The following is a 19295-nucleotide window of genomic DNA, read 5'->3' as shown; positions in this document are numbered from 1 at the left end:
TTTTCTTATATATATCAAGCCTGTTTGTCTTCGTCTTTTGGTATGATTGCCGCAGTATCTTTTGTGCCTTGACTGCTGCTAATAGCAAGTCTTGATTTTCCTTGGCTAGGAGACGAGTAATAATAATCATGAAAGCAAATACTGTCTGTTAAATGTGGGGAAACTGCGTTTAGAACCACTCCAATGATATTAGCATTTGCCTTATTCAGTAAGTGTTTAAGCTGTAGCTCATTGCCCCTTGGGGGTTGATTCGCACGAATTACAACTATTACTCCATCGACTAGTGAGGAAATGGTAATTGCGTCTGCGAAGACCATTGCGCTTGGAGAATCGAACAGTACAAAATCGCTCATAGCTTTAAGCTCGTCCATGATTTCGACAAATCTTCGTGACCTGAGTAATTTCCAAGGGTTATCTGGATTTGTTCCCGATGGAACAAGTTTCAAATTTGGAATGTGGGTTTGGTGCAAAGCTTCTGAAATTGGCATACCATTAGACAATGCGTCACTCAGGCCAGGTTTGTTGGCGACCGTAAATACACGATGAAGCTGGGGCCGGCGGAAGTCTGCATCGACAAGTATCACTTGCTTGCCTGCTTGCGCAAGAGTAATCGCGAGATTGCAAATTGTTACAGTCCCGCCTTGATGAGGTTTTGCGGTGGCAATCATTATGCTTTTGATTCCATCTTGTTCTGCCGAGAGGAGTAAATCTGTTCCTAGGAACCGATAAGACTCCGCGTAAGGTGAAACCGGGTTTAAATCCGTAAGCCTTGGCGCATCAATCGCCGAAACTGCGGGTTCAAGTGTTGGAATGACTCCTACAACTGGCAAGTCAACTAGCGAGCGTGCGTCTTCTACGGTACGGATGGATACGTCCAGCTTTTCGGTTAATAGAGAGTAACCTGCGCCAATGGCGATGCCGAACAAAATCGAGGCAATAATAAGTTGAATTTTATCAGGTCCCTTTCGAATTGGTCCGCTTGCTTTTTCAGCACGGTCAATTATTTGGATTGCACCGGTTTCAGTTGTAAGACTTTCGTCAATTCTTGCTTGATTCCAACGGGCAAGAATCGAGCTGTAAGCTTCCTGTGCTGTCTTGCTTTCCAGTGCTCGTCTACTAAGTTCAACATCAGTGCTAGGGTATTTTGAGAGTTGTTTTTCTCGCTCGCGAATAGCACGGTCTAAAGCAGCGATCCTAGCTTGTCCTGCTGCCTGCTTAGCCTCGAGATCTCTTTTCTGTGATTGAAGTGCTTCATATTCAGGATTTGTAGTGACTACAATTCTTTGCGTCATTTGGTTCGAAGTGCGATTTAGTTCGTCGCGGGCACGTGCCAAAGTTGTCTCAAGCTGAATAATCTTTGGATGTTTAGGAGTATAACGGCTTCTAAGAAGTGCAAGGTCTTTCTCCATTTGGGAAATTCGTGCTTTTAAATCTGCGGTTGCACTACCCTCGGAAGTCATTTCAACTGTGGTCTTAGAACTACTCATCTGGGCAATTTGTCTGGACACGGCCGCTAGGTTCCCAGTAACTTCCGATAGCTGTGCCATAGCAGAGTCTCGTTGTGATTTAAGATCTGCTAAGACTTTCAAATCAGCTTCAATTTGAGTGTTTAGATTTGCAATGCGAGCGTGCCCTCGAAAACTTCGCAGTCGTTCGTCTGCGAGATTGAGCTTGCGGCGTGCTTCCTGCACTTGTTCTTCAAGGAACTTACGGTTTTCTGTGGCTTCTTTATGGCTGACTTTGTCGTAGAAATCACAGAAACTTTCTGCCAGCGCATTGGCGACTATGACAGCCTTTTCAGGCTCATCCATTAGGACTTTTAGTTTAAGCAAATTTGTCTGTCGACCGTCTTGGTTGTCAATAACTCGATTTACTGTAAGTTTGCTTTGAAGCTCAGATGGAGAAATTTTTAGATTCAGCTTTTTGCAGGCAATGGCACATATTGTGCGGCTTTGAGCCATTGCTGCCAAGGTTGATACACGTTCATCGCGTTGCTCGTCACTTAAAGGGGCAATAGCGGTTCCAATTGTAGTAGGGTGCATCAATACTCTTTCAGATGGCATCATAGTGGCGGTTGCTTCATAGTAAATAGGTAAAAGGGAGTATCCGAATAGGGCTACTCCAACCGTGATAGCGGTAGATAAAATGATAGCCCATTTGTGCTTCATTAGGATGCGGTAAACTGTCCAGATATCCATTGATTATTCCTCCACTGCTGGAAAGAAACCATAATGAGGGGAACGGTCGCTTGGCAAGCGCACATTGGTGCTGACTGCTCTAGTCGTATGTGGTATAATTGAAATTGCTGGCGACCGATGACCGTACTCATGGACATTCGTCGTTAGCAGGGCTGATGAGTGGGCGGACTCGTCAGCCCATTTTAAATGTTTAAATTAGTTTCTTTGCTCGTGTGTGTTTTTACCCATTAGGATATGCTATAAACTACTTTTTTAATTTGCAGATAATTCATTTTAACTATTGTTTCTGGAGCGCTGTCTATGTAGCCCATTTATTATTGCTTGATGTGCTTATGATCGCTTGGGGTAGCTCAAAGGGTTGTGGTGGGCTTTTGTCATCGTTTTTCTAAAACACTCGGTGGGAGAGGGGTTACGCTTACATGGAGGAAATACTTGCTGTTATAGGTGGAAGCCAGGCATACACTTTAATTAAATCTGGGCGCATCTTTGGTGAGAGGTTTGGTTCTGTTCGAACGCCGTTTGGAGATTCTCAACCAATTTATAAAATCTTTGCTGGAGACGCCTATTACCTGTTTCTATCAAGACATGGTGAAGAAGGCTACCGAATCTCGGCGTCGTTTGTAAATTATTGTGCAAACATATGGGCTTTGAAAGAGTTGGGAGCCACTAGGGTTATAGCGTGGTCGGGCCCTGGGGCAATAAATGTGAATTTAAGATTGGGGCAATTTGTGCTTCCTGATGATATTATAGATGAAACAAAGCGGCGCATCTATACGTTTTTTGAGGGAATGGGAGTAGGTTTTGTGCGGCAGAATCCTGTATTTTGTCCAAATTTGCAAAACATAGCTCTCAAAGCGATGGTTAAACTAGGGCTTGATGTTCGCCTTGGCGGTACGTATGTCTGCACAGAGGGACCTCGATTGGAGACTCCAGCTGAAATCAAGAAGTTCAAGGCTTTTGGCGCCGATATGGTGGGAATGACTCTTGTGCCTGAAGTCTTTTTAGCCAAAGAACTCGAAATGTGCTATGCGCCTATTTGCTACATAACGAACTACGCGGAAGGGGTTAGAGAAGCAAAGTTTTCGCCTGGTGAACTATTTGAAGGATTGATATCGGAGGAGGAGAAAAGCTTAGTTGAAAGTGCAGTTGACAGGTTTCCTGAGATCATTTCTGCAATAGCTGGCATACTTGCGGGGGAAGAACGCAGTTGCGGCTGTGCACACCTTATGGATCGCTATAAACAACGTGGTGATTTAGGCCCTGATTGGCATACGTGGGTTAAGCAGCCAAAATAACGCTCATGTGGTGTATTAGTGTATTTATAGAATTGGGGCTTGCAAACTCGTGATAAAACATCGTGATGCTATCTGGCTTTGTTTCCGCTTTGCTACTTGCATTTCAGGGCCGAATCTCCTATACTCTAGTTTGTTTCGGATAACCGTTGTAAGGAGGATGACGCACTGTTGAAGACCTACAAAATAGCAGTTATCCCTGGCGATGGCACAGGGCCCGAAGTCGTCCGCGAGGGATTAAAAGTTCTAAAGTCTGTATCGGAGGTTGCAGGGTTTCAATACGAAACGACGGAATATGACTGGGGCGGTGATAGGTATCTCAGAACTGGTGAGGTGCTTCCTGAGAATGCAATCGAGGAAATGAGGAAGTATGACGCAATTTACCTGGGTGCAATAGGCCATCCTGATGTTAAGCCTGGAATTCTAGAGAAAGGCATCTTACTGGCGCTAAGATTTGGCCTTGACCAATATATTAACCTTAGGCCGGTCAAACTTTATCCGGGGGTAGATACACCGCTGAAGGATAAGAAGCCAGAGGACATTGATTATGTTGTAGTTCGCGAAAACACAGAGGGTCTTTATGCTGGGGCAGGTGGCGTTTTGAAAAAGGGCACCCCAGACGAAGTCGCTGTTCAGGAATCAATTAATACAAGGAAGGGCGTTGAGCGGTGCATCCGGTATGCCTTTGAATACTGTCGGAAGCGCAATAAAGCGAAGCGGCTAACGTTAGTTGGAAAAACGAATGTATTGACGTATGCATTTGACCTGTGGGAGAGAACTTTCTACGAAGTAGGGGAAGAGTACCCCGATATAACCACGGATTATGCGCACGTGGATGCAACCACTATGTGGATGATCAAGAATCCGGAGTGGTTCGACGTAATTGTTACTGATAATATGTTCGGCGACATAATCACCGACCTTGGCGCAATGACGCAGGGCGGAATGGGAATTGCCGCCGGGGGAAATATTAACCCAGAAGGCGTTTCAATGTTCGAGCCGATTGGGGGCTCGGCTCCAAAATACACAGGAAAGAATGTAATCAATCCACTTGCGGCAATAGGTGCGCTCCAGATGATGTTGGAGAACCTTGGTGAACAGAAGGCTGCCGAGTTAGTAGACAAAGCCATTGCAAAAGTTACCGGTGAAAAACTCAAATCATTGGCAGCAGGAAAGATGGGTTACACGACAAGTGAAGTTGGTGATATGGTGGCGCAATTTGTTAAGGAGGTATAACCTCTCTTTTGCGAAAATAAACTAAAGCAAGTTTGGAATATTGGGGCTTGCTAAATAAAGCCCTTTCCACAATAGTAAAGCCGAAGTGTACACTTCGGCTTTATTTTTTTCTAATTAGTATTGCCGCTCATTTCTTTACTAGAACAGTGCTGTTGAGCCAAAAGTTTTATTGCAAAATGGAGGAATTATCTTATATGAGATAGTATTTTATTGCAACACGATATTTTAAAAGCAAATAGGAGTGAGATTATAATGGGCTTTCATATTGGTTGTCAGACAATTACATGGGGAGAAAATCAGCGTGAGCGGTTCTCACAGGTCTTTGACGATGTCATAGCGGCAGGATATGAAGGGGTAGAAATAGGATTTCGTCACGTGCGGGGGAAAGCGGCAAATGAACTGAGGAAAATGCTTGATGATCGAGGGCTTGGTTTGGCTGCCATACACATTGGTGGCAGTCTTCTTGACCCAGCTCAGGCAGATTCGGAACGTCGCATTATAGATGAGGTACTCGATTACCTTCATGCTGTGGGATGCTCGTTAATTATTTATTCAGGTCTTCGATATGTATCTGACAGGCAATTCGACCGTGACTTTGATGTCCTAAATCAGACCGCTGAAAAGTGTCGGTCGCAAGGTGTTCGATTCCTTTATCATAATCACAACTGGGAGTTTGCGGATGACGGTCGTGTGATTCAAGCCCTTCTAAATAAAAGTAGTGATGCACTGGGATTCTGTCCAGACATTGGATGGGTGATGAAAGGTGGATGGAACATCCTCGAATTCCTTAATCGGACTAAGGGAAGGATTGGCGCAGTTCATTTCAAAGACTTTGCCACTAGAAGCTCAGGATGCGACACAGTAATATTGGGTACGGGCATTGCTCCTCTAGCAGAGGCCGCAGATTGGATTAAAAAGAATACACAAGATTTATGGATTATAGCTGAGCAAGACCGTGCGGATATCCCTTCTGGTGAGGCAGCTAAAAGCAATGCGGCATATTTAAAGGGCATTTTCGGTGAGGAGTGAGTTATGGAAATAAAAGTATGCATCGTAGGATGTGGGCAAATGGGAAATCAACATGCAGCTGGGTGGGTGAGCCGCGACGATGTAAGAGTTGTTTCCGTTTGCGACCCAATCGAGGAGAGGAGAAATTCGCTTGCTCAAAAGACTGGTGCTGTTGCCTATGAGGATAATGAAGACGCAATTCTTCATGAAGGCGTAAATATTGTTTCAATCTGCACGCCGGTATGCTTCCACTCGGAAATTGCATGCTTTGCTGCAAAATTCGGTAGACACATTCTTTGCGAGAAGCCACTTGCTTTGACGCTCGGACAGGCGGATGAAATGATCCGCATTGCAAAAAAGAACAATGTGTTTTTATCTACTTCTTTTCAATATCGTGGATTGGCAAAGAATATTCGATACAAAGAAATTTTTCAGCGGGGCGCATTTGGTGGGCCTATTTTTGCTCGATTTGAAGATATTCGCGAAGTCCGGCCTAAGATTGCGATGCATAGGTGCTCAATGAACGGCGGACCAGTGATAGATATGGCCGGTCATTTTTTTCGATTTGATGCGGTGGATTACGGGAGAGGAACCGGTTAGTGTTTTTGCACGCGGACATATCTTTGGTAAAGGCAAAGAGCGCTTGTTGGGGATTGATGACCTAGCAATAGATGCGGCTGACATTATTGTAGAGATGAGCGGTGGTCATGTGGTGAATGTCCGTGTAAACTGGGGAATGCCAGAAGGATTCCCTAGTTTGGGGAATGAGCTTTTGGTTGGTCCAAATCTTGCCGTGCGTCCGGTGGGCAGTAAGCTAGAAATAATTTCGGGCTCAGAAAGGAATACCTACGACCTGCCCCCCAACTCCCCAGGTTCAACTGTGCGCATAAATGACATGGTAGATGCAGTACGTAAGGGCAGAGAGCCTGAAGTCACCGGTGAGGACGGCCGGATTGCTCTTGCCGTGAGCATTGCGGCTCTTAATTCTATCAAAACCGGCGAGGTAGTTAAGCTATCTAGCCTTTAGGTTCTTGTCAATTTATTGTACTGCCTGTATTTTCTTTAATTTTTCTTTTCTATATCCTCAGCAGTCCGAACGCGAAGCAGCGGTTTGAAGACGCCGTCATCGAGTTCGAGAGATGAGATTCCGGTGACAACAACGAAATCGTCTTCAGCGATTAGGCTGCTAACATTAATTCCTGACGCTATTGCCTTTATTGGAGACGCGGTGGAGCCGTCATTTATTAGGAACTCTTGTTCGCCAACGGATTCAACCCTGCCGCAGATAGTCACTAGCAGCCCAATGTTATTGAGGGCGACTGCCCCTGTTACGCCGGGCGTTTCGGCGTTGAACCAATCGCCGCCAAGAGCATTGCCAATCATAAAGAGTGGTTTGGGAATGCGGTTTGGATCGGGCGCAGCTTCCACTATTGTCGCTGCGTCCACTATTGCCCGCTCGCCTGACGCATTTGTTCCTAGCGTGCCACCGACTGTCACAAGGGCTCCCGGATTCGGGCCAGAGCCGAGAACAAGAATGCCGGATGATCGGTCAGCTTCTTCGATATAGAAGCCGTTTGCAAATGTTGCGGTCACTATCTTGTTTGTTAGCGCTACAGGCGTAGCATTGGCCAATCCCTTGGCGAATGCAATTGTGGGAGACTCAGCAACAACTTGAATTCCATCAGATGACCCTATGTTACTCCAGTTGCCTGCCGAATCTCTCGCTTTGACAGAGATATAATATGTAGTGCCAATATTTAGGCCAGGACTGGGAATGGTGATGATGGCTTCATCGCTTGCACCAGCCGAAGTCCAATTAACGATGCTGGTATCGCCTGGCGAAGTACCAACAGCATACATATATTCAGCTATGCCGGAGTGAGCATCAGTGGCCCTCCAGGTTGCATGGAGCTTCGTCCTTGATCCACTATATTGTCCATCATCTTCAACGATGGGTGTGTTTGGAGGATTGGAGTCATATTTAAAGGTGAAAAGGGTTTTCCATTCATCAGCAGTATTTCCAGCAAAGTCCTTTGCGCGAATCCTGAGATAATAGGTGCCGGTATCAACGGCAGGTGGGTCGAAGGATGCTTCGCTGACTATGGTGTCGGATGTTCCAAGTTCGGAAGTGCCGAAATAGACGAAATAGACGGCTATGCCAGAATCGCTATCCTCTGCACCGGTCCATGTGAACGTTGGGTCAGCAATCGTTGATTGCCATATTCCATTTTGTGAGCCGTGTGTTTCCGAAGCTGATGTTGGATTAGATGGCGGATTATCGTCAAACATGAACGGTCCAAGGTCGAGTGTACCATTTGCCACCCCCTCGCCGTTGAAGCCTTTTATGTGCAAGTAGTAACTGCCAGGTGTTGGCGCTGTGAGAATTAGGTTGCCGGAATTCCATATTGCTTCAGAGCCGGTCCACGTATGGGTAGGACTAGTGTCCCAGGCATATCTATATTCGCTTACAGTCCCTTGACCAAACCCTCCAACAGCTGTAAAGCTAAATGTTGGCGTATTATACCATGTTCCAATTGTCCGGTTGCACACGACATTGGCAGATGTTGGCGGGTTGGAAAGAGTCCATCGTGTCGCTGGCCCTGAAGAAACGCTGTTTAACGTGCCGTTATATGCCTTCGCATATCGTGTGTATGGAGTATTTGGAGATAGGCTACCTTCTGTGATATTGACTGTTCCGCCAGTGCCATTTTGAACAGGTGCTGATGCTTTAACTGTCTGTGCTGAATCGACTATCAAGAATCCTGTTTCGTTATTCGAATTATCAGTCAATACCCATCTTATTGAATTGGTAGAAAGGGCGACTGGGGTGCCCATAGTTGGAGCATATGGAGCTGATGCATACATGGCGCAGTCATCAAACCATCCTTCTTGGTTTACACGGTAGTGGTATCCATATGCGACCATTGTCAAGCCATATGTTTGAGTGTCTAATGTCCGGTCCGTGGTGCAGACCAAGGTGTCGTCGATATAATATTTGACATCGCTGCTGCCAGTATACGGCAGGAATTCAATTGTGAACTTATGCCAGCCGACCGTTCGTGTTTTGCAGGCGGCTCCTGGCCAATACCAGCCTGTGCATCCCGTTCCGCACACCTTGTAGTATCCAGCGCTGTATGTGCTGAACGAGCCCGGCGAAGCAGAGTATGTCCCTAGGTAATAAATCGCTTTGATTCCGCCGGAGTTATCGTGGCATCGTATTTCAAGGCCCTGGCGGCTGTTATTGCTTGCCGAGGTATCATAAAACCAACTTTCGAATTTTGCTGCTTGGAAAGGCGGGTTGAAGGTGTGCCCTAGCAGACAGCCTTGATTAGGATCGCTGGAGCTTAGTGTTTTTATCGAACCGCTGCCGGGGAATGTACCGTGGTTAACACTTCCATCCCAAACAGGAGGGTATGGTCCAGGCATTGGGCTTTGGACGATAGCTGTCCAAAGATTCGGATCAATTGTTGCAAAACCGTCTTGGAAAATTGCAACCGTGCCGGGTTGAGTTGATGCGACAGCGGTGTTTGATGGACCAGAAACATTGTTGGCGTTGTCATATGCCTTAACGTAATAGGTATATGTTGTATTTTGCGTTAAGCCATTATCTTGGTATGTGGTGGCTGATGTTCTGCCAACCTCTGCATTGTTGCGGAAGATTATATATCCTGCTAGCCCAGCTCCGCCAGAGTCTGTTGAAGCATTCCATGATAGGTTGATTTGGGACGGAGATATACTGGTTGCTGTCAGCCCTGTTGGGGCGGAGGGCGGAGTGGTATCCGTTGAGACTAAGTAGAAGTCTTTAGTGGTTGTTTGACCAGCAGTCACAGTGGCTGTATCGCTTGCGGGGTTGAAGCCAGACTTCGAAACATTTAATGTGTATGTTGCAGGGTCAAGATCATTGAAGGTATATACGCCCGAACTGTTGGTGGTAGTTGATGGCCCTCCAGATATGGCAACAGTTGCACCTGAAATTGGCTGCCCATTTGCGGCGTTACGGACTGTGCCTGTTAGGTTACCTTTTGCTGGGGTTACAGTAATTGTCCATGTAATCTCCGGGCCAAACCAAGTTATACCTTCTCGAACTAGCTGGAATTTTTCAACGTATGTACCTGGGGTTGTCGGTGCTTTTAATATAAATGTGAAACGCCCGATATTACCCTGAGTTACCTCCCATTGATCTACATCGGTCGGACGATTGCAAGAAGGCCAGTTGCTTGGGTTGTAGAAGGGGCTACTTCGGTCTCGGGGACTCGATGTTCCCAAGTAGGTTTCGTTGTGATGCCATGCGCCTGTGCCGGTGTTTACGAACTCGACCCAGGCAATTGCAGTGCTGCCTGCAGTCATAGTAGATGGGTAAGACTGCGCGTGGAAGCTGGCACCCCAGGTTGGTACGCCTTGCACTACGCTAATGTAATAATTCCAGTCCCAGCCGTTGCCTGGATCAGTATGCGTGCCGCAACAACACCGAGTGACGTCGATATGGCCAAGAATTCCCGGTCCGACTGTTCGTTTTTCTTTAGGAATGCCCCAATCATTGCAAATATCGCGGGAAAGCAAGCCTGATGCGTCATAAAGACTTTTTGGATGGCTTGGTGATGCCGCATAGCCTTCGTGTTCGATTCCAATAGATCGCGAATTGTAGCAGCTTACGTGCCACGCTTTGTAGTCTTCGTCGACGCATTGCCAGACTGTGCCAGCTTCTGAAACCACATAGTGAGCGGAAACTTGGGCGTTGCAATTCCTAAACCATGAAAGACAACCTGCTGCAGTTCCTTCGATGGTATGCACAACGATGGTGTCTTTTGCGGTATAGTACGCGGAGTAATTGCAACTTGCGGCTGGGTACCATATGGCGGGTGGATAATCGCTCGAGCCAACAATTGGCGGGACATCGCCAGCTAATTCTGGTGCTGGTGCAGCTTCACCTATGTTCGTTATCCGAACCGCTTCTCTAGGTATGAGCGAATTTAGGTCAACTGCACCGATGTCTTGAGGAGGGAAGTAGAATCGCTCTCCAGACGAGTTAGTCCAATCCAACCCACTTTGAAGCTTCTGGAATATTTCCATCGCAAACAAGCGGCTGAATTCTTCTTCCAAGCCGGCGTACTCAATTACTGGTCCTAACCAGGCTTCCAAGCCTTTGCTTTTATCGATCCCTTGTTTTTTTGCATAGTGGGCTAATACTACCGCTGCTGCGTTAATATTTTCTTTGGGGTCTATTTTTAGCTTTTCCTTTGGAGTCTTGGTGAGTTCTTCTCCCTCAGCGAGTGATTTTCCGCCTGTTTTGTTTTCGCGGAGGGCCATTACTCCGTAACCTCCCTCGATAGTTGGAGCATCTCCGCGGTTTTCGAATGCACTGCCGAAGTATCCTAGGGTCAGCAACAAAGGCAAGGGGACATCATGGCGTGCAGCTGCTTCTTCGAATAGCGGCATCAGTGGCTGCTGCCAACGACCGCCTCTTTGTGTTGCCATTCTATCGAAATCAGGATGGCCCTTGGAGTCATCGTCAAATTTTGGAGAGCCAATGCACGCTAGGGGAACGGCTAATATAAGCAGGATAGTGAGTGCATGCAGTCCCAGGCGTTTCATAAATAAGCACCCCCCACAAGATTAATTACAGGAGTTCTGCCAATTTTGGGTTGCTATGGGGTAGATAGGTATCAAGCTGGCAAGGACTCTATTTATATTTTATCTATTATACTTTCGACTTATCAGCTTGTGAATAATTTTTTGCTTAAATCAGGTATTATTACTAGTTGCGGATGTCTTTTGCCTGTAGGTATTCTTGCATTGCTGGGTCGAGCGATTCAAACGGCGGCAAAGGTGGAGCTTTAAACTTCTTATCTTGAAAAGCAGAGATAATTTTAAGATATAAGTATGGGTCCGCCCATGTGAGCGCTGGCTCCACAACCGTGGACTCTGGCCATTCATTCCACGACGTAATCTCTATAAAGTCAGCGCCTGCCTCCAAAGCCGCTTGCCAGAAATCTTTGAGCGTCTGTCCATTTTGCCTTGGCATTACGTAGGATTCTTTAGCTATTTTTCGGTTATCATGACCTGGATGAACTGGGAGCATAACTTTCTTGCCAGCGTTGTGAATCATTTCAGCATATTTCTTGTAAACAGGTGCAATTTCTTTGTATTCGTGCATGCGCCAGGTTGAGAACATTGCATATCCCATGATGCAGTCGATTTGTGGAATTGCCAGCCAGTCGTTTGGTGTAAAAAGTTCGAAGCCATTCTCTCCCATGCGACCGCGCATTTTGTCTACTATCCAGTAAACTGGGCCAACTTCTTTCTCCACGTGCTCTATTAATTCTCTTCCTTGCGCCGCAGTGAGCTTCCCTTCCCAAAGCTGATATATTGCCCAGACTGGCTTGTTGTCAATATGAAACCAGGCAGGGCTGTTTTTGAATTGTTTAAGATATTGTGCTGTCCACTTCTTGATAGTTTCGAAATCATCGACGAATTGAGGCGTTTCATCAAAAAGGAAAATTTTGAAATTTTCTTCCTCTGCAATCGGTAAAATTGTTTTAACGAAAACGTCATGTGTCCATCCGGATGGTTTTTGCCAGGTTGCTGGTCCCCACCAATCCACCATGAATGCGTCGATTCCTGCGGCTTTGGCAAGACGAATGTGCCAGCGAACAATATCCTTGTTCATGCTATCATAAGGACCGACAAGCGGGTAAACAGCAGAGCATATCTCGCGGATTGCCGGCGGAAATAAAAGTATATTCGGATCGCTAGCTCTGGGGAGTATCTCACTTGGCTTGTTGCATGCCCAATGACCCCACTGACCACCTGCGCCCCATGGGGTTGTGTACCAGGTGTAGTAGTTCGCTACAACTATCGGTCGCCTAGGCTTCGCTTTGGTGGTCGCAGAGACTTGCGCATGGCTCAGAGTAAGGGCTAAGTAAAGAATCATTACTAGTATCACGAATAGATTCCTCATAGTTATTTCTCTCTTTTCGCTAAAGCAGAACTCTTTTCCTGCTTTTTCCTGAACGGCGTCCTTGAAATGAATTCGGTTTTCAGTCTTTCATATAAACTTTAATTTTACTTTCAAGAACTACACAGGTTCTCTAAAATCATCTTCGCAGCTTCTTTATTAGGAATTGGCGAGGTGCCAAATATATCGGGGTCAGTATGAATTGGTGGGCGGAGAATTGGGATGCCAACGCACGAAGGACAACCTTCTTCACATTCGCACCCATTAATTACTTCCAGGCAGGAATACATTAAATCTTCTATTGTTTTGTATCCTTTCTCGGCGAATCCAAGTCCTCCAGGATATCGGTCGTAGATGAAAATTGTCGGTGACCCGGTATTCGAGCTGTCCACTATACCGCCAATGTCTTGCTTGTCACACATGGCAAAAAGGGGTAGGACGTGCACAGCAAGATTTCGTATTCCAACAAGGCCCTCAATTGGTTTAAGTCCCCTGGTTTGAATTTCATCAAGCAACTCTTTTGGCGGTATTATCCAAAGCGCCATTGTCTCCAAGTGCTGGGGAGGCAGGTTTACTTTACCGTATCCAATGCTGTCGAGACTGTAGAACTTAATCTTTTTGAAGCCGGTCGTTGCCCAAGTAACAGTTGCTGGGCCATAATATACCAAGCATTTGGACCATTCCTTTTTAAGAGGAAAGGAATCAAGTGATTCACTTGCGGGTGCGGGAGATTTGTCTTCAGGCGTCTTTGGGCGGCTTGCCAGATTGTTTATTCTAATGCTGGAATCGAGAATTGCTTGAGTATAGTAGTCAACTTCAGCGCGACGCACATAGGCGACCTTGCCTTGCAAATCTAGCTCATCCACCAAATATGTTTCACCCTCATGCATATATACTGCTTCGGGGTAAACAATTTCTGGAGCGCTAATCGAGTCTACTTCGCCAATAACGCGAGGTTGTTCAGGGATTTTGGCTAGGCTCGAACCCATGCTGGACGTTGCGAATTCTATATCTTCCAATCTTTTGCCTTTAATTTCGACAGGTAGCTCTACAATGGTGAAGGTGTTTTCGGATATTGTGCGCAGATTTACGTCTTTTGCAGGAAATTCGGTACTGGAGTAATACCAAGCACCATCAATCTTCTTTAGATTTCCTTCTTCTTCGATAGCTTCAGCAATCGCATGCATTTGGGTGCCAAAATAGAGCGAATCATTTTGCTTGAGCGGTAGTTCAAAAGCGGCACATCTTAGATGATCGGCAAGAATATAAGGATTTTGCGGGTCAATTATGGCGCTTTCGGGCGATTGACCAAAGAAGTAATCTGTGTGCTTTACAAGATATTGGTCTATTGGATCGTTGTAAGCGATAAATATAGCAAGCGATTCTTCTGAACCGCGACCTGCTCGTCCTGCTTGTTGCCATGTGCTGGCAATCGTTCCTGGAAAGCCGACAATTATTGAAGCATCCAGGCTACCGATATCTATGCCAAGCTCCAGGGCATTTGTGCTCGTTACCCCCAATAGTTCGCCGGAAAATAATTGCTGTTCAATCTTGCGGCGTTCCTCGGGCAGGTAACCGCCTCGGTAGGGCCTAACCTTGTCTGCGAGTTCGGGCTTTTTTCGCTTCAAAGAATCTCGCACATATCTGTGCATTAATTCGGCGACAATGCGTGCTCTGCCAAATGCAATTGTTTGAATGCCGCTTTTAATAAGCTCTGTCATTAAAAGTTGTGCTTCAACGTTGGAACTTCGTCGTTCCATTGACCCCACGTCAATTACTGGTGGGTTCCAAAATACAAATAGCTTTTCTCCCCGGGGCGAGCCATCATTGTCAATAAGTACCATTGAGACGCCCGTAAGTTTCTGCGCAAGTTCTGTTGGATTAGCGATTGTCGCCGAACAGCATATGAATTGAGGTTTTGAGCCATAAAAATCACAAACTCGATTTAGCCGCCTGATAACATTGGCGACATTCGAACCAAATACACCGCGATATGCGTGTATTTCGTCGATGATTATGTAACGTAGGTCGGCAAAAAAACGATTCCATCTTGTGTGATATGGAAGGATTCCTTGGTGAAGCATGTCGGGGTTCGTGAGGATGATGCTTGCATCGTCTCGAAGTTTTCGACGAGTTGTAGGCGGCGTGTCACCATCGTATGTGCCAGTCTTCATAATTCGAGCAAGAGCCGGTTCGAGCTCTGTCCATCTTCTTAGTCCGCGAAGTTGGTCTTGCGCGAGAGCTTTGGTGGGAAAAATATAAAATGCCTTTGCGGTGGGTTCGTTAAGCAATGTCTCGAGCACGGGAATGTTATAACATAGTGTCTTTCCACTTGCAGTGCCTGTTACAACAACTATGCTTTTTCCATTACGGACATTCTCAATTGCCTTGACTTGGTGAGAGTAAAGTTTTGAGATGCCTATTTTCCTCAATGCGGAGGCAAGCTCGTCAGGCAGAGGATTGGAAAGCTCACAGTAGACAGCTTCTCGTTTTGGAACGCGGTGAATATGTACTATCTGGCCTTGATAGCTGTGGGATTTGCGAAAGTTATCAAGAAATGCAGTCAAATCCATAGTTTTTAAATCAACATTACCCTTGCTTAACTGCTCAAGGGTCTCGAGGTTTCCCAAATTAGAAGAATAATAGTCATTATAGCGAATAGTGCGGGTAGTAGTGAGAGTATGAAATCACGCCTAAAATCAGGTTTCCCAGATGCCAAATCTGCAACTGCATAAGTTACCTCATGGCGATTATTGATTCCAAATCTTGCAAAAGCTATTGGTACATAAAGCATTTCCCTACCGCCGCCATGCTGTAGCCATATGCTAAAAAGAATTGCACCACCTATACATAGGCCAACGGTGATGAGAAAGGCTTTTATCACCAGCGGTCCTTGGGCGCATTTAAAGTAAAAACAAGCACCACATATAATTCCAACAATCACTAGTGGAATGTATGCCCAACGTAGTATGCGGCGGCGAACTTCGCATTCACCAATAAGAGTAGAGAGTACCCAACTGGCGATATAGTATGTAAGAAAAAGAAATATTAGCCCATATCGTAGGATTGGAGAAAGCGCTTCTGTGGTTTCCACAGTTAGCTTCCTTTCTAACGTTTCTTGTATGGTTATTCAACATGAAACTGAAAATTCCTTCTAGCTCTAAGTTGTCGCTTCCACAAATGAAATGCTCTTGAGCTGGAGCATTCTTTAGCACCCGAGATACCTGGTAGAAAACTTGCTTTGGCTGGGTTTATTATCAATAATGAACTTAGCCATTTAACGCTAATCTTATTTTTCAAAAATGGGTTGAAACAAGTCCCAGCCTTAGTTCCTTGGTTACTAAGTATTTTGAAGTTGTGTTAAAATGTGATTAGAACAACATCTTTGCAAGTGTTTAAATTGACTTGCGTGGCACACTTGACAAAAAATTATAAATTTCAAGAAAAGCGCTGAAAGTTTTAAAAATGGCAGATACGCAAACAATTTTGTTTGGCTCTGATTCTACAGAAGGTATTGTTGCAGTCGAAGCAGGCAAAACAGAAGTTGAGCTATATATTCGGCGGCATGGCGTTGTCGAAAAGTATACCGAACCATTTTCACCATGGCTTATTGTATGCAACAAAGAGGATATTCCCAATGAGGGTGAATTTGAAGAATTATCTGGAGAAGGATACAAATTCCTTGTAAAATTTCCAAGCTGGCAGCAGTTCAATAATGCACGTAACTTGCTTCGCATGCAGGGTGTGGACCATCTTGCATATCCTTCAGCAGAGAAACAGTTCCTAATTTTAAGCGGCAAAACGCTGTTCAAGGGCATGACTTTCAACGATGTCCATCGAATGCAGGTGGATATAGAGACTGCTGGCCTTTCTTCTGAGCCTGAATCGAGCAGGATTCTCATTGTCGCTGTATCCGACAACCGTGGTTTTGAGGAAATCATAGAGGGCGAAGAACCCGAAATCTTGAGGGAACTTGTTCAGCTGATTTGCGAAATCGATCCAGATGTAATAGAGGGTCACAATATTTTTGGTTTTGATCTCCCATTTATATCGGCGAGGTGTAGGAGGTATGGAATATCACTTGCAATTGGCAGAGATGGGACAGAATTGACATTTGGCCCCGAGAGAAATTGTAGCATTGGTGGACATACTCGTCCTTTTATCCCGGCATTTATCAAGGGGCGCCACATTATAGATACAATGTTCTCCGTGCAGCGGTATGACATCTCGCGAGGTATCCTCGAGCGCCATGGTCTGAAAGATTGTGCCATCACATTGGGTCTTTCTGAGCCAAATAGGGTCTATCTTCCTGGCGATGGTATTGCTGATTTATGGACCACCGACCCAGAAACAGTAAAGCTTTACGCACGTCATGACGTTCGGGAAACTCAAAGATTAGCGGCACTTGTTTGTCCGCCTGAATTTTACCTAACACAAATGACTCCAGATACTTACCAAGCAGTTGCTACTACTGGTACAGGGGAGAAGATAAACTCGATTTTAATTAGGGAGTACCTCCGCTGTGGGTGCGCAATTCCTAAACCCAAGCCGCCTAAGGATATTCCCGGTGGGTATACCGAGCTTCGGAGGGCAGGGCTTATTCGCAATGTTGTTAAATGTGACGTCGAGAGTCTTTATCCTAGCATAATGCTGAGTCAAGGAATCAAACCAGCGTCCGATGTGCTTGACGTATTCCTTCCGGCGCTTGCAGAGCTTACCAAACGTCGCATTGAAGCAAAGTCGAAGGCAAAATCATCCTCAGAAAGTGAGAGAGCATATTGGGATGGTTTGCAAGCTTCATTCAAGGTACTGATAAATTCGTTTTATGGCTATCTAGGGGCACCTTTCAATTTCAACGACTATGATGCTGCAGAAAAAATCACCACTTCCGGCCAGGCGATTGTAAAACAAATAGCTGAGTTAATTGAGAAAGCCGGCGGAAGTGTCATTGAAATAGACACTGATGGCGTTTATTTTCAGGTGCCTTCATCAATTACCAACGAAGATATGGAGAAGGAGCTTGTTGAAGAAATAGGGCGCAAACTTCCACCAGGTATTAATCTCATACACGATGGGCGCTATGCGGCAATGTTATCTCTTAAGGTGAAAAATTACATCCTGGTGGACTATGAAGGAAAGAAAATCTTTCGAGGAGCGTCAGTTCGTTCTAGGGCTGACGAATTGTTCGGACGGGAGTTTATTTCTAAAGCCGTGGATCTCCTTTTGAACGATAACAAGCGTGCGGTGAGCCTTATCTATAAAGAATTAATTCATAGAATAGAAAATGGCTTGCTTTCAGTAGAGCAATTTGCACGACGAGAACGCGTGACTGAGAAGACTTTCAATAGTGCGCAGAGGAAACGAATGGCGGCTGTTGCGCAAGGAATTCAAATTGGCGATTTTGTAACAGTATATGAAAGGAACGATGGCACACTTGGCCTTATTGAAGAGTATCAAGGGGATGAGGACCGCCAACGCCTTCTTGAAAAACTTTACAAATTTGCTTGTCGCCTTCGTGAGGCGTTCGGGGATGATTTCGATTTGTTGTTTCCTAAGCCTAGTATAAGAAGCCGGATAAAAAAAGCAGAAGCGGCTGGGCAGGGAGTGTTGGACCTATTTTAGCTAATATGCCTCGCGCCAAATTGTTAGGTCATTGAAAATAAAAGCAGGCTAAAGCATTGTTAATTCAGCCTTCTGCTTGCTTTAGCCTGCTTTGTTGATAACGAATACTATGCTTTCGACCTCTTGGAAAGCCTATGCTTTAGGGCTTGGTTTTTTTGCGTTTTGCTTTAACCTTGCCACCTTTTCTTGTTGCTCAGGAGTGAGAATCTTTTTTATCTCAGCCTTTGAATCTTCCCGTATAGAGCGAATTTTAGCTTTCTTTTGTTCTGCAGAGAGATTCTGGTCTTGCATTATTGCTTTTATTTGCTCGCGATTTTTTTGCATTATCGCTCTAATCTGTTCTTTTTGATTTTCTGTTAATTTCAAAGCATCTGCTAGTCTGGTTGTTGCACGGCGAGCCTTGTTGCGGAAAAGCAAAGCTTTTTTCTTCAAAGCGTCTGATTTTATGGGGTTGAAAGCTCGCCTCATCAATTGCTTTGATCTTGCGTCCAAAAGAAGAAGATTGGCGTTTAATCTTTGCTCTTGTTCTGGTGTAAGCAGACTTTTAATCCGGGCACGGCTCTCTTCCAAGACTTGGCGAATTTTTCCCCTTTTTTGCTCTTTTGAGAGATTTTTGTCGCTAAGGATTGCCTTTATTTTGGAGCGACGATCTTCCTGGATGGATTTAAGGGCAGTTTTTTGAGCCTCAGTTAGATTTAAACGCTGAGCAAGCTTTTCGAATCCGCAGACCCGATCTATTTTTATTGCTTTATTATCATTTTTTTTAGGTGTGTTTTCCGCCGATGCTGCGAACGCAAGTATCAGCAAAATAAAAACGCTTATGAAGGTTATGAGTGATATCAGTATTCTTTTTCTAGGCATTCCTTTCTCCCTTCTTTCTGGAACTTGCATAATCGCGTTCTTCGCTGCATTCCAAATAGACGAAAGAGATTGTTGATTTGTTCAACCTGTGTGCAAATAAAAGTACAATAAAAACTTGAACGT

The 19295-nt window shown here is 45.3% G+C and carries 12 protein-coding genes; 6 read left to right on the top strand and 6 right to left on the bottom strand.

Features of this window, described 5'->3' with window-relative positions; genetic code table 11:
* Window positions 1–14 precede the first annotated feature (14 nt).
* Window positions 15–2198, bottom strand: coding sequence for a polysaccharide biosynthesis tyrosine autokinase (locus K6T99_06975; GenBank protein ID MCL6519561.1), 2184 nt, complete (start codon window positions 2196–2198; stop codon window positions 15–17).
* A 419-nt stretch (window positions 2199–2617) separates the two neighbouring features.
* Between K6T99_06975 and K6T99_06970 the strand changes: the two genes are divergently transcribed.
* The 5 genes from K6T99_06970 (at window position 2618) to K6T99_06950 (ending at window position 6761) form a co-directional block, all read left to right on the top strand.
* Window positions 2618–3493 (top strand): MTAP family purine nucleoside phosphorylase, encoded by an 876-nt coding sequence (locus K6T99_06970; GenBank protein ID MCL6519560.1) that lies wholly within the window; start codon window positions 2618–2620, stop codon window positions 3491–3493.
* Window positions 3494–3658: 165 nt separating this feature from the next.
* Window positions 3659–4726: a 3-isopropylmalate dehydrogenase gene (locus K6T99_06965; protein ID MCL6519559.1), complete on the top strand. Its 1068-nt coding sequence runs from the start codon at window positions 3659–3661 to the stop codon at window positions 4724–4726.
* 252 nt (window positions 4727–4978) lie between these two features.
* Entirely contained in the window at window positions 4979–5755 is a 777-nt protein-coding gene (locus K6T99_06960) for a sugar phosphate isomerase/epimerase (protein MCL6519558.1), read from the top strand.
* A gap of 3 nt (window positions 5756–5758) precedes the next feature.
* Window positions 5759–6334 carry a Gfo/Idh/MocA family oxidoreductase gene (locus K6T99_06955; protein MCL6519557.1) on the top strand — a complete coding sequence of 192 codons (576 nt, stop codon included), beginning with the start codon at window positions 5759–5761 and terminating at the stop codon, window positions 6332–6334.
* 46 nt (window positions 6335–6380) lie between these two features.
* A complete protein-coding gene (locus K6T99_06950) occupies window positions 6381–6761 on the top strand; it encodes a hypothetical protein (GenBank protein MCL6519556.1) in 381 nt (126 codons plus the stop codon).
* A 35-nt stretch (window positions 6762–6796) separates the two neighbouring features.
* Here the strand turns inward: K6T99_06950 and K6T99_06945 are convergent, their stop codons facing one another.
* From K6T99_06945 to K6T99_06930, 4 genes are all read right to left on the bottom strand, one after another.
* A complete protein-coding gene (locus K6T99_06945) occupies window positions 6797–11326 on the bottom strand; it encodes an N-acetylmuramoyl-L-alanine amidase (protein MCL6519555.1) in 4530 nt (1509 codons plus the stop codon).
* A 163-nt stretch (window positions 11327–11489) separates the two neighbouring features.
* Window positions 11490–12692 carry a glycoside hydrolase family 99-like domain-containing protein gene (locus K6T99_06940; protein MCL6519554.1) on the bottom strand — a complete coding sequence of 401 codons (1203 nt, stop codon included), beginning with the start codon at window positions 12690–12692 and terminating at the stop codon, window positions 11490–11492.
* Window positions 12693–12802: 110 nt separating this feature from the next.
* Window positions 12803–15262 carry a DEAD/DEAH box helicase gene (locus K6T99_06935; GenBank protein ID MCL6519553.1) on the bottom strand — a complete coding sequence of 820 codons (2460 nt, stop codon included), beginning with the start codon at window positions 15260–15262 and terminating at the stop codon, window positions 12803–12805.
* Between the two features lie 26 nt (window positions 15263–15288).
* A complete protein-coding gene (locus K6T99_06930) occupies window positions 15289–15783 on the bottom strand; it encodes a hypothetical protein (protein ID MCL6519552.1) in 495 nt (164 codons plus the stop codon).
* 371 nt (window positions 15784–16154) lie between these two features.
* Here K6T99_06930 and K6T99_06925 point away from each other — a divergent pair, with 371 nt between their 5' ends.
* Complete coding sequence (locus K6T99_06925; GenBank protein ID MCL6519551.1) at window positions 16155–18311, top strand: DNA polymerase; 2157 nt, start codon at window positions 16155–16157, stop codon at window positions 18309–18311.
* A gap of 132 nt (window positions 18312–18443) precedes the next feature.
* Here K6T99_06925 and K6T99_06920 read toward each other — a convergent pair whose 3' ends face one another.
* A complete protein-coding gene (locus K6T99_06920) occupies window positions 18444–19202 on the bottom strand; it encodes a hypothetical protein (protein ID MCL6519550.1) in 759 nt (252 codons plus the stop codon).
* Between the last annotated feature and the right edge of the window lie 93 nt (window positions 19203–19295).

It is taken from the genome of Armatimonadota bacterium (assembly GCA_023511795.1).
GTDB lineage: Bacteria > Armatimonadota > UBA5829 > DTJY01 > DTJY01 > JAIMAU01.
Note: the sequence above shows the minus strand (reverse complement) of the source record. Positions and strands in the feature narration are given on the sequence as shown.